A 12,334-nucleotide genomic window follows, 5' to 3' on the forward strand; every position below is an offset into this window, starting at 1 on the left:
GAATAGGGCAACTGTGCAGAGGGGCTATTCTTTGATACAGCTGTTGGTGGTGATGTTGTTGGTTTCGATATTGGCGACGTAGGATATTAGGCCGTCTGAAAGATACTTAAGATTAGTTTTCAGACGGCCTTGTTGTAAGATGAGATTTGATATTGGCGTACTTTTTTAAATACAGATAAAATCCCTGCTAATTATTTATAACGATATTTTTTAGGATACACAGTGCTTGCTTTGGATTATTGTCATCAAAAGGCTGCAGAAAGCCATTCCAGTTTTTTATCCGGCTTTCGTTTTTTATCGCTAGAAAAACGGAATGCGATCACTGTTTTATACGCTTTTTGTCGCGAACTAGATGATGTGGTTGATGGCTGTACCGATCCAAATGTTGCTCGGATAACGTTGAATTGGTGGCGCAGTGATTTGGAGAAAGTATTTAATAATGAGATGCCTGAGCATCCCGTTCATCAAGCTTTAAAAGATATTCGGTCAAATTTTGACTTGCCGAAGAATGAATTTGAAGCTTTGATTGATGGTATGCAGATGGATTTGGAGCAGGCTCGTTATGGTGGTTTTGATGAATTAAAGCTGTATTGCTACCGTGTTGCCGGGGTGGTGGGTTGTCTTATTGCGCGGATTTTAGGTTTTTCCAATCCGAAAACTTTGGAATATGCGGACAAAATGGGCTTGGCTTTGCAGTTGACGAACATTATTCGCGATGTGGGCGAAGATGCGCGACAGGGAAGAATTTATCTGCCGATAGAGGAAATGCAGAAGTTTGACGTACCTGCCAACGTCATTATGCAGTGCAAACCGACAGACAATTTTGCAAAATTGATGCAATTTCAAGTGAATAGGGCACGTGAAACTTATCGTGAAGCGATGTTACTTCTGCCGGCTGAAGATAAAAAATCTCAAAAAGTCGGCCTGATTATGGCGGCTATTTATTATGCGTTGTTGAATGAAATTGACCGTGATGGTGCGCAAAATGTGTTGACTTACAAAATTGCGCTTCCTTCTCCCCGTAAAAAACGTATTGCTTTGAAAACTTGGCTGTTTGGATTTAAACCATGAATATTCGGCGTCCAAAAATTGCTGTGATTGGTGCCGGTTGGGCAGGTTTGTCTGCGGCGGTTTCCCTGATTCATCGAGCTGATATTGCTTTGTTTGAGGCCGGGAGACAGGCAGGCGGTAGGGCGCGTGCCTTGGCAGGGAAAAATGATGGATTCAGCTTTTTGGATAATGGGCAGCATATCTTGTTGGGTGCGTATCATGGTGTTCAAACTTTGATGCAACATATTGGCATTCAACCTGAATCAGCCTTTTTACGCCAGCCTTTGCGATGGTACATCCATGAAGGATTGCAGTTTCAGACAGCCTCTCTGCCTGCACCTTGGTATTTGCTTGTCGGTATCCTGCGTGCGAAAAATCTTTCTTTTTCATTGAAAATCAAATTGCTGTCGGATATGTCGGCATTGCGACGTTGGGCAGCTCATCATAAAACCGATTTGACGGTTGCAAAGTGGTTGAGAACACGAAATGTTCCCCGCAGCCTGCTTGGCCAATTTTGGCAACCTTTGGTTTGGGGTGCTTTAAATACGCCGTTAGAACAGGCATCGTTGCGCATTTTATGTAATGTATTGAATGATGGCGTATGGTCTGAAAAGGCGAACAGCGATTATCTTTTGCCTAAGCAGGATTTGGGGCGGATCGTAGCCGAACCGGCTTTGGATTTTCTGCACAAGCATGGTGCAAAGATACATCTTGAAACTCGTGTTTCCCATTTAAACCATCATATTGATGGCCGAATTGAAATCAATGGTGAAATATTTGATGCGGTGATTTTGGCTGTTGCGCCATATCATGTTGACGCACTTCTGCCTGAAGATACGCCTGACTATATTCAGACGGCCTATCAATCGTTGCACTATCATGCGATTACCACGGTTTATTTGCGTTATGCCCAAGCAGTCAAACTGCCTGCACCTTTAACCGGGTTTGCCGATGGTGCGGCGCAATGGGTGCTGCATCGGGGGGCGTTGGGTTTGCCGGATAATGAAGTTGCGGTTGTCATCAGCGTTTCCGATTGCACCGAGGCTTGGAAGGATAAAGATTTGGCCGAGAAAATTCATGCGGACATTAAGCGGGTTTGTCCGTATTTGGATAAGCCCGAAGCCGTACGCATTATTATGGGAAAACGCGCGACTACGGCGGCAACGGTTGATTTTGTACAACCTGATTTCTCATGGTTGCACCATCGCCGTATTTATCCGGCCGGCGACTACCTCCATCCGCGCTATCCGGCAACATTGGAGGCTGCGGTTCAGTCTGGCTTTGCAGCGGCTGAAAAGCTTATGTTGGATTTGCGGTTTGAATAAACTGAGGCTGTCTGAATGTTCAGACGGCCTTTTTGACTTTACAAAACTTACCAAGCCGATACAATATCCGAAACCATAAAGTTCAAGGAAAAGTCATGACGACATTAGCGGACAAAACCATCTTGGTTACCGGCGCATCCCAAGGCTTGGGTGAGCAGGTTGCCAAAGCCTATGCGGCGGCCGGAGCGACTGTCATTTTGGTGGCGCGTCATCAAAAGCGTTTGGAAAAAGTATATGATGCCATTGTGGCTGCGGGCAGCCCAGAGCCGTTTGCCATCTGCTTTGATTTGATGAGCGCTGAGGAAAAAGAATTTAAACAGTTTGCAGAAACCATTGATGAAGCTACCGGCGGAAAATTGGATGGCGTGGTGCATTGCGCCAGCTATTTCTATGCCTTGTCGCCATTGGACTTCCAAACCGTATCGGAATGGGTCAACCAATACCGCATCAATACCGTTGCGCCTATGGGCTTGACCCGTGCGCTGTTCCCATTGTTGAAGCAATCCGAAGACGCTTCTGTGATTTTTGTCGGCGAAAGCCACGGCGAGAAACCGCAAGCCTATTGGGGCGGTTTCGGTGCTTCCAAAGCCGCGCTCAATTATTTGTGTAAAGTGGCTGCGGATGAGTGGGAACGATTTGACAACCTGCGTGCCAATGTTTTGGTGCCGGGTGCCATTAATTCGCCGCAACGTATTAAATCGCATCCGGGCGAATCGAAAAGCGAACGTAAAAACTACGAAGATGTCCTGCCGCAATTTATTTGGTGGGCAAGCCAAGAGAGCAGGGGGCGGACAGGCGAAATCGTCTATCTGTAAATATACCTGCTCAGAGTGGTTTGAAAACATTAGGCCGTCTGAAATTTATATTTTCAGACGGCCTTTAACTTATTGAGTTTTATATCTAAATAATGTTGAAGTTTGATGTTTGACGTGTTAACAGACAAACATTAAGCTGGCACAAAATTAGATATGGTAATCTAAGTTATAGTTATATTGGATAAATATGACGGAATTTGACTTTATCAGACAATATTTGCAGCGACAAAAATCGGAAGGTCTGATTTTGGGCATAGGGGACGATGCCGCTATTATTCGCCCAAGTAACGGATTTGATTTATGTTTTAGCGCTGATATGTTGGTCAAAGGCAGACATTTTTTTGAAGATGTTTTACCCGAAGATTTGGCATGGAAAATGCTTGCAGTAAATTTATCCGATATGGCCGCTATGGGTGCTAAGCCACGTTGGGTGTTGCTCAGTGCTGCGTTGCCTGAATTGAATCAAGATTGGCTCAAACGCTTTTGCGATAGCTTTTTTGCTTTGGCTGTGCGTTTTGATACGGTGTTGATTGGTGGCGATACCACCAAAGGCGATTTGGTCTTTAATGTAACGATAGTAGGTGAAGTTCCGACAGGGCGTGCCTTGCGGCGGGATGCGGCCGAAGTTGGAGACGATATTTGGGTATCGGGTCGGTTGGGTTTGGCTGCCGCTGCGTTGAACAAACATCTGGGGCGTTATCAATTACCGTCTGAAATCATGGCGGTTTGCGATGATAAATTGCTCCGTCCAGAGCCGCGCGTTTCATTGGGTCAGGCATTGTTACCGTTTGCCCATGCCGCGCAAGATGTTTCAGACGGCATGGCTCAAGATGTGGGGCATATTTTGAAAGCCTCTGCTGTTGGGGCGGAAATATTTGCCGATTGTGTGCCGTCGTTGCCTGAATTAAAAAATGTGTTGTCGCGCGAACAATGGTTGTCGGCAGTATTGGCCGGCGGCGATGATTACGAACTGATTTTTACTGCTGCTCCAGCAGATAGGGAACGTGTTTGTCAGGCAGCGGAACAAAGTGGCGTACCGGTCGCCCGAATTGGTAAAATTACTGACTCAGGCTGTCTGAATATTTTGGATGCCGAAGGCGGTGTATTGGAACTGACTTCTTTAGGATTTGATCATTTTGGCTGAACGTAAACCTACTTTTTCTTGGCTGTTGCACAAACCATTGTGTTTTTTAGGATTCGGTTTCGGCAGCGGCTTGTCGCCGGTTGCGCCGGGTACGGCCGGAACGCTGGCAGCATTACCTCTGGCTTTTGTATTGTGCCTGTTGGGCATAGACGGCTGGATATTGCTTTTATTGTGTATTGCCTTGTTTTTTTGGGGTATCCGCATTTGCGGTTATACCGAGAAGGAACTGGGTATTCAGGATTACGGCGGTATCGTCTGGGATGAAATTGTCGCGATGCTGCTGGTGCTGTCGCTGATTCCGTTTAAATGGAGCTGGTGGCTGGCGGCTTTTGTTATTTTCCGCTTGTTTGATGCGTTGAAACCATGGCCGATCAAATGGTTTGACCGGCGGATTCATGGAGGTTTAGGCATTATGCTTGATGATTTGATTGCGGCTGTGATGACCTTGATGGTCTTAGGCCTGTTTTATTGGATTGCGTGATGCGTTTTAAGTGTTTCGACCCTTTGCAAAAATAGGGCGGACACGCCGGAATTATCCGGATTGAAATAAAATAAATACCATACGGGGTAAACAATTATGAATGAAATCGAGATTAACGTGGAGCCGCGTTATATGGCCGGTCAGAGCGACGTCTATCGCGACCGCTATACCTTCAATTATCTGATTACCATCTGCAACCGCAGTGATGAAATCATTACTTTGCGTCAGCGTTTTTGGGAAATTACCGACGGACACGGTGAGACAGAGCAGGTCGGTCATGCCGGCCTGATTGAAGAGCAACCTGTTTTGTACCCGGGCGAAGCCTATGAGTATCACAGCGGTTCGCAAATCAGCACGCCTTGGGGCAGCATCGAAGGCGCGTATGAGTTTGAAGACAGCATCGGCAAACGTTTCGTTATCGGGGTGCCGAAGCTTGAATTCAAAGCAGGCTTTACTTTGCAATAGGCCGTCTGAAAAATGAAAAACCGGAACATGGGAAATGTTCCGGTTTTGTTTTTTCAGATGGCCTTATCAGTCTTTGCAAGGCTGTACCAATACCCACGGCGCTACAACGACCGCCCACATTTCCTGCTTATCCGCTAGAAAAGTACGCGCCATATCATCGCTGACGGCACCGAATTTGCCTTGTTCCATCCATTGTTTTAATGGTGCGGCTTCATCTTCGGCAACATGACGGGCGACGGCAATCAAATCCAAATCAGGCGCAACATAGACGGCGGCACCGCGTGCGAAGTGGGGTTGCAGCTCTTCCCATGAAATGCGGGCGGTTTCGGTATTGAGTTTTTCGTTTAAGAGTGGAATAGACATAGGACAATCATCAAATAAAAAATGGATTGTAACCGATATTCGGCTTTTTGCCCGATGCCGTCTGAAAACGAAAGAAATTTACAGGGTTAACGTTATACAGTATCATTTTAATGTTTTAATTTTCTTTCAGACGGCCTGTTGTCCGTATTCGGATAAGGGCGGTTTTAGGCTTATGAATTCTGTATTGTTGACCGGATTGCTGCAAAGGCTGCTGATTGCGCTTGTCGCATTGGCGGCGTTGTGGGCTGTATATTTTTGGGCGGTATCGCCATGAGTATCGTGGTGGAAAATCTGACGGTCAGCTATCAGCGCAGGCCGGTGGTACACCATGTCGATATGGTGTTTGAAGATGGGAAGATGTGGACGATTTTCGGGCCGAACGGCGCGGGTAAATCGACTTTACTCAAAGCCATTATGGGCTTGCAGAAGACGGATACGGGCAGTGTGCGCTATGAAAATATGGCGCGCAAGGACATTGCTTATCTGCCGCAACAGTCGGACATTGACCGCAGCCAGCCGATGACGGTGTTTGAACTGGCAGCGATGGGGCTGTGGTATGAAATCGGATTTTTCGGACGCGTGAACGCGGAGCAGAAAAAGCGCGTGATGGCGGCGTTGGAGCGCGTAGAAATGCAGGATTTTGCCACGCGCCAAATCGCGCACTTGTCCAATGGCCAGTTCCAACGTGTATTATTCGCGCGGATGCTGGTGCAGAATGCTAAATTTTTGCTGCTGGACGAACCGTTTAACGCGGTGGATGCGCGGACGACTTATGCGCTGTTGGAAGTTTTGCGCCAGTGCCATCAGGACGGTCAAGCTGTGATTGCCGTGTTGCATGATTACGAGCAGGTAAGGGCATATTTTGCCAACACGCTGCTTTTGGCGCGTGAAAAAGTGACTGCCGGTGCGACGGAAAATGTGTTGACCGATGAATTTTTGGCGCAGGCCAATCGAATGATGCAGAAACAGGAAGCGGCCGATTGGTGCGCGGTTTAATGGACAAGGCCGTCTGAAAGTAAGTGTTTTTCAGACGGCCTAAGGCTTTCAGAGATTAATAAAAAAGCGATAAAACATGGATTTATATGATTTGGTCGTTGCGCCGTTTGCCGAATTTGACTTTATGCGCTATGCCTTGGCGTCGATTTTCTGCCTGGCATTGAGCGCGGCTCCTGTCGGTGTGTTTTTGGTGATGCGCCGCATGAGTTTGGTGGGCGACGCCTTGAGCCATGCGGTTTTGCCCGGTGCAGCCATTGGCTATATGTTTGCCGGTTTGAGTTTGCCTGCGATGAGCGTCGGCGGTTTTGCGGCCGGTTTGCTGATGGCTTTGTTGGCAGGTTTGGTCAGCCGGTTTACTTCATTGAAAGAGGATGCGAACTTTGCCGCATTTTATTTGAGCAGCCTTGCCATCGGCGTGGTTTTGGTCAGCAAAAACGGCAGCAGCGTCGATTTGCTGCATTTGCTGTTTGGCTCGGTGTTGGCGGTGGATATTCCGGCTTTGCAGCTGATTGCCGTTTCTGCGAGCGTCACTATTTTGCTGATGGCTGTGATGTTCCGCCCGCTGGTGTTGGAAAGCATAGACCCTTTGTTCCTCAAGGCTGTCGGCGGTAAGGGCGGCTTTTGGCATGTGTTGTTTTTGGTGCTGGTCGTGATGAATCTGGTTGCCGGTTTTCAGGCATTGGGTACGCTGATGTCAGTCGGCTTGATGATGTTGCCGGCGATTACTGCCAGACTGTGGGCAAAAAGCATGGGTTGGCTGATGATTTTGTCGGTCGCATTGGCTTTGCTTTGCGGTTTGGCAGGACTGTTGTTTTCCTACCATATCGAAATCCCGTCCGGCCCGGCGATTATTTTATGCTGCGGCACGCTTTACCTGATTTCCGTCGTGTTTGGTTGGGAGGGCGGCATTTTGGCAAAATGGCTGCGCCGCAAGAAACACCGTACGGCATGATTTTTCAGACGGCCGCTTGAATAATCAGGCGGTCTGTTTTATGATGATGTTAATGTTACGTTATATCAATGGAGAGAATATGAAACATTGGAAACTCGGCATCGTTGCCGCATTATTGACCGGTGCCGCTTATGCCGCTCCGTTGCCTGTTGTGACCAGCTTCAGCATTTTGGGCGACGTGGCCAAACAGATTGGCGGCGACCGCGTGGCCGTTCAAAGCTTGGTGGGTGCCAACCAAGACAGCCATGCTTACCACATGACCAGCGGCGACATCAAAAAAATCCGCAGTGCAAAATTGGTATTGCTCAACGGCTTGGGCTTGGAAGCCGCCGATGTACAACGCGCAGTCAAACAGAGCAAAGTGCCTTTCGCCGAAGCGACCAAAGGCATTCAGGCCTTGAAAGCAGAAGAGGGCGGCCATCATCATGACCACGATCATGAAGGCCATCATCACGATCATGGCGAGTTTGACCCGCACGTTTGGACTGACCCCGTCCTGATGGGTACTTATGCGCAAAACGTTGCCAATGCTTTGATTCAAGCCGATCCTGAAGGCAAAACCTACTATCAGCAACGTTTGGGCAACTACCAAATGCAGCTGAAAAAATTGCACAGCGATGCGCAGGCTGCCTTTAATGCCGTACCTGCCGCCAAGCGTAAAGTCTTGACTGGACACGATGCGTTCTCTTACATGGGTAAACGCTACAATATTGAATTTATCGCCCCACAAGGCGTGAGCAGTGAGGCCGAGCCGTCTGCCAAACAAGTGGCTTCCATCATCCGCCAAATCAAACGCGAGGGCATTAAGGCCGTCTTTACTGAAAACATCAAAGACACGCGTATGATTGACCGTATTGCCAAAGAAACCGGCGTCAATGTCAGCGGACGTTTGTATTCAGATGCATTGGGTGGCGCACCGGCTAACAGCTACATCGGTATGTACCGCTACAATGTCAAAGTTTTGACCGATGCCATGAAAAAATAAAGCGGCTTAAGGATAAAGGCCGTCTGAAACCTTAAAAACAAGGTTTCAGACGGCCTTTTATATGCTTATTTTTAAAATAAACCGTCAAATTTAAAATATAAAAATAAAATTTATGCTATTAAAAGTTCAATTATCAAAAATTCATGCTAATTTGCTTGGTAAGTACGCACCATCCGTGCGAATTACTTATCGGCTGTCCGTCAGCCACTCACGGCTTGACTTCACCCTGTTACAATTCGGCATCTTCACGTTTCTTAATATTACATCATGAGCAACCATTCGTCTTGGTCATCCAAAATCGGCTTTGTGCTTGCTGCGGCAGGCTCGGCCATCGGTTTGGGTGCAATTTGGAAATTCCCTTATACGGCCGGTACAAACGGTGGCGCTGTATTTTTTCTTTTGTTTTTGATTTTTACGATTTTGGTGGCTTTGCCGGTTCAATTGGCCGAGTTTTATATCGGCCGTACGGGCGGTAAAAATGCCATCGACTCCTTCAAAGTATTGCGCCCGGGTTCGCAGTGGCCATGGGTCGGCCGCATGGGCGTGGCCGCTTGTTTTATTTTGCTATCGTTTTACAGCGTGGTCGGCGGCTGGGTATTGAATTATGTGGTACACAGTTTTACCGGCGAAATTCACGTTGGCGCAGACTTTAAGGCACTGTTTGAAAATACGATTTCTTCACCGTTTGGCTCGCTGTTTTACCAAGGTTTGTTCATGCTGATTACCATTTGGGTGGTTAAAGGCGGCGTTTCAGACGGCATTGAAAAGGCAAACCGCGTGTTGATGCCGGGTTTGTTTATTCTCTTTATCGCGCTGGCTATCCGTTCGCTGACCTTGCCCGGTGCGATGGAGGGCGTGGCATTTTTGTTGAAACCGGATTGGTCGTATTTGAAGCCCGGCACGATGCTGACTGCTTTGGGGCAGGCATTTTTTGCGTTGAGTATCGGCGTGTCCGCGATGATTACCTATGCTTCGTATTTGGGTAAGGATCAGGATATGTTCCGCTCCGGCCATATGATTATGTGGATGAACCTGTTTGTGTCACTGCTGGCCGGTTTAGTAATTTTCCCTGCGGTATTTGCCTTCGGTTTTGAACCCGGTCAAGGCCCAGGTTTGATTTTTGTTGTGTTGCCTGCGGTCTTCATGAAAATGCCGATGGGTACATATTTGTTTGCCGTGTTTATGCTGTTGGTTGTTTTTGCCACGCTGACTTCCGCGTTTTCCATGTTGGAAACCGTCATCGCGGCAACCATCCGCCAAGATGAGAAAAAGCGCAGCAGCCATGCTTGGGTAACCGGCATTGCGATTTTCATAGTCGGTATCCCTTCAGCGCTGTCTTTCGGCGTATGGAGCGAGTTTAAAATTTTCGGCAAAACCATTTTTGACTTGTGGGATTTTATTATTTCCGCCGTTATTATGCCGATTGGCGCATTGAGCGTTGCCGTGTTTACGTCATGGGTTCAGGACAAACAGTCTGTCCTGCGCGATGCGGGCATGGGCAGTACCATTCCGAAACAGCTGCTTTACCTGTGGTTGGGTACGCTTCGCTATCTTGCGCCGATTGCTATTATTGTGGTGTTCATCAACTCTTTAGGTTTGATTTAATCCGATAGTGAACAAACAGTCCGGCGTTGCATTGCTTCGCCGGACTGTTTGTTTAAAAATATCATTAAAAAGATCAAGGCCGTCTGAAAATTTTTCAGACGGCCTTTTTATGCTCGCTTTATTCTGAATTAGAACTTCGCTTGCAGTCTCAGCCATGCAGTACGGCCGGGCTCGTTCACGCGCATGGTTTGAGTACCGGCAGACGGGTCGCCACCGCGGCTGACGAATTCAGCATAGGTTTTGTTGAATACGTTGTCCACGCCGCCTTGCAATGTGGCGTATTTGCTGAATTTCCAACCGGCGTTGAGCGAGAGTACGCCAAAGCCCGAAGAAGCGCCGATGTCTTGGCCGACGATATTGCCTTGGCCTTTGCTGTAACGGTTTTGTTTGGCCACGACGCGCCATAATGCGCCCGCGCTGAATTTGCCGTTGTCAAAGGCGAGGGTGTTGTTCCACTCGAGTGGCGGCGTTTGTGCCAAAGGTTTGCCGTCGGTACGGTTTTTGCCGTGGGTGTAGGCGAGGCTGGTGCCGACTTCCCAGTTAGGCGCAAATGTCCATTTGACTTCGGCTTCGCCGCCAAAGCGTGAAGCGTTGATGTTGCGCACGCCGAAATTCTTGCCTTGGCGCTCCATCATGATGAAGTCTTTGATGTCGCTGCCGAATACGGATACGGAAGCGTGGAGATTAGGACGTTTCCAGATAATGCCCGCATCAATTTGGCGGTTTTGCTCTGCGCGGATGGCTTTGTTTTCAGACTGCAGGCGTTCCCAGTAGTCAGGTGCGCGTTCGGCAATACCGAAGCCGGCATAGTATTTCAGGCCGTTGTCCGTATTTCTTTCCCAGCGCAGGAATCCTGAGTTCAAATTGAATTTTTGATGTTTCAAAACGGGGTTGGTCACGCGTGCGGTATCGTAATGCGCTTTGACTTGGTCATGGCGCAAACCTGCTACCCAGCGTTGATTGTCGGTTTGCTGCCAAGAGGCTTCGGTGAAAATACCCCATTGTTTGAAACTTTGGTTGGGCATGTAAGGCTTGTGGCTGTAGCCGTCGCCACCACGCTCCATGCGTGCGACGTGGACGTCGTCCAGATAATCCAAACCGGTTTGCAGGTTGAGCTTGTCCCAGTCGAAAGTGGCTTTCAGACGGCCTGTATCGGTATTGCGTTTAGGGTTGTTGGCATTTTTAATCTGCTTGCCGGAACGGTCGTAGATGGTACGCAGGCTGTATGTGTCCATCACGTGGTCGATTTCGCTTTTACCGTAGCGCAGTTCCAACTCGCTGAACCATGGAGTGAGGTTGCGTTGGGTAAAGCGGATGTTCCACGCATCACGGTCGAATTTGCTGCCGTCCATCATGCGGTCGGCGTAGGCAACCTTGGCCCTGCTGCGCTCGTATGTACCGGCAATGGTGGTGTTTTCTGTCGGGGTAACACCCAGTTGCAACATTTGGCTGTCGCGTTTGAAGTTGGAATGAATGCGATTGCCGTCGCCGTCTTTGTAATCGTCGGCTTCGTTATGGGAGATATTGGTACGGACATAGCCGTATTTGCCGCCGAACTCGGCTTCCAGCGAGCCGTCAAGGCGGTCATTGCTGCCTGCTGTCAGGGTGGCGTTAATGTTGTAAGGTTTTTCAGTGAAATCAGGATCTTTACGGATAAATTGCACCGAGCCGCTGACCAAGCCCATGCCTTGGGTAACGGTTTGCGGGCCTTTGGTGACCACGACTTGATCAAATGAATTTGGGTGGATATAGGCAGTCGGCGGGTCCATTCGCATACCGCAACCGCCATAAATAAACTGGTCGTCGGCATTGACGGAGAGGCGCGAGCCACCCAAGCCACGGAACAGCGGATCGCCCGAGCTGCCGCCTTTGCGGATGATGCTCATATTAGGCACGGATTGCAAAAGGTCTGCCCCGTCGCCGGCAGGGAGGGGTTGCAAAGCAGCTTTGGGGTTGAAAGTAACGCGGTTGGCTTTTTCTTGTTGCGTGCCGGTAACGGTGACAGGGGAAAGTGTAACAGTTTCTTCAGGTACAGGGTCAGTGTCTGCCCATGCTTGGGATACGGCTAAGACGATAGGCAAGATAAGTAATGGTGGGTATTTCATGTGGTTCCTCTCTATCATTAAGTGTCATATCGAGTAATACTTAAGCAG

13 protein-coding genes are annotated in these 12,334 nt (G+C 48.5%); 11 read left to right on the forward strand and 2 right to left on the reverse strand.

The genetic code is table 11. The features are described from left to right. Positions 1-13: 13 nt before the first annotated feature. The 7 genes from ACTHSQ_RS06920 (at position 14) to apaG (ending at position 5,280) form a co-directional block, all read left to right on the forward strand. A complete protein-coding gene (locus ACTHSQ_RS06920) occupies positions 14-82 on the forward strand; it encodes a prepilin-type N-terminal cleavage/methylation domain-containing protein (protein ID WP_107723650.1) in 69 nt (22 codons plus the stop codon). Between the two features lie 140 nt (positions 83-222). Further along, positions 223-1,071 (forward strand): presqualene diphosphate synthase HpnD, encoded by an 849-nt coding sequence (gene hpnD, locus ACTHSQ_RS06925; RefSeq protein ID WP_440371461.1) that lies wholly within the window; start codon positions 223-225, stop codon positions 1,069-1,071. After that, positions 1,068-2,375: a hydroxysqualene dehydroxylase HpnE gene (hpnE, locus tag ACTHSQ_RS06930; RefSeq protein WP_440371462.1), complete on the forward strand. Its 1,308-nt coding sequence runs from the start codon at positions 1,068-1,070 to the stop codon at positions 2,373-2,375. The genes hpnD and hpnE overlap by 4 nt, the downstream gene beginning before the upstream one ends. 95 nt (positions 2,376-2,470) lie before the next feature. Further along, a complete protein-coding gene (locus tag ACTHSQ_RS06935; protein ID WP_049331115.1) occupies positions 2,471-3,190 on the forward strand; it encodes an SDR family oxidoreductase in 720 nt (239 codons plus the stop codon). Positions 3,191-3,377: 187 nt separating this feature from the next. Beyond that, the gene (thiL, locus tag ACTHSQ_RS06940) at positions 3,378-4,334 is read left to right on the forward strand and encodes a thiamine-phosphate kinase (RefSeq protein ID WP_440371463.1); all 957 of its coding nucleotides are present in this window, start codon (positions 3,378-3,380) and stop codon (positions 4,332-4,334) included. Then, a complete protein-coding gene (locus tag ACTHSQ_RS06945; RefSeq protein WP_204789089.1) occupies positions 4,327-4,815 on the forward strand; it encodes a phosphatidylglycerophosphatase A family protein in 489 nt (162 codons plus the stop codon). Before thiL ends, ACTHSQ_RS06945 begins: the two co-directional genes overlap by 8 nt. Positions 4,816-4,911: 96 nt before the next feature. Next, positions 4,912-5,280: a Co2+/Mg2+ efflux protein ApaG gene (gene apaG, locus ACTHSQ_RS06950; RefSeq protein ID WP_440371464.1), complete on the forward strand. Its 369-nt coding sequence runs from the start codon at positions 4,912-4,914 to the stop codon at positions 5,278-5,280. 66 nt (positions 5,281-5,346) lie between these two features. Here apaG and ACTHSQ_RS06955 read toward each other — a convergent pair whose 3' ends face one another. Next, the gene (locus ACTHSQ_RS06955; protein ID WP_049323125.1) at positions 5,347-5,643 is read right to left on the reverse strand and encodes a DUF2288 domain-containing protein; all 297 of its coding nucleotides are present in this window, start codon (positions 5,641-5,643) and stop codon (positions 5,347-5,349) included. A gap of 270 nt (positions 5,644-5,913) precedes the next feature. On the opposite strand from ACTHSQ_RS06955, the gene ACTHSQ_RS06960 reads away from it, so the two are divergent. From ACTHSQ_RS06960 to ACTHSQ_RS06975, 4 genes are all read left to right on the forward strand, one after another. Beyond that, positions 5,914-6,639 carry a metal ABC transporter ATP-binding protein gene (locus ACTHSQ_RS06960; protein WP_250592250.1) on the forward strand — a complete coding sequence of 242 codons (726 nt, stop codon included), beginning with the start codon at positions 5,914-5,916 and terminating at the stop codon, positions 6,637-6,639. 76 nt (positions 6,640-6,715) lie between these two features. Next, positions 6,716-7,591, forward strand: a complete 876-nt coding sequence (locus ACTHSQ_RS06965; RefSeq protein WP_003685375.1) for a metal ABC transporter permease — start codon at positions 6,716-6,718, stop codon at positions 7,589-7,591. Between the two features lie 79 nt (positions 7,592-7,670). Further along, positions 7,671-8,576 (forward strand): metal ABC transporter solute-binding protein, Zn/Mn family, encoded by a 906-nt coding sequence (locus ACTHSQ_RS06970; RefSeq protein ID WP_049336292.1) that lies wholly within the window; start codon positions 7,671-7,673, stop codon positions 8,574-8,576. 267 nt (positions 8,577-8,843) lie between these two features. Next, entirely contained in the window at positions 8,844-10,181 is a 1,338-nt protein-coding gene (locus ACTHSQ_RS06975) for a sodium-dependent transporter (protein WP_003685373.1), read from the forward strand. Between the two features lie 128 nt (positions 10,182-10,309). Here ACTHSQ_RS06975 and ACTHSQ_RS06980 read toward each other — a convergent pair whose 3' ends face one another. Next, the gene (locus ACTHSQ_RS06980) at positions 10,310-12,286 is read right to left on the reverse strand and encodes a TonB-dependent copper receptor (protein WP_003685383.1); all 1,977 of its coding nucleotides are present in this window, start codon (positions 12,284-12,286) and stop codon (positions 10,310-10,312) included. Positions 12,287-12,334 lie beyond the last annotated feature (48 nt).

This window comes from Neisseria sp. P0009.S008 (assembly GCF_051958615.1).
Taxonomy (GTDB): Bacteria; Pseudomonadota; Gammaproteobacteria; order Burkholderiales; family Neisseriaceae; genus Neisseria; species Neisseria subflava.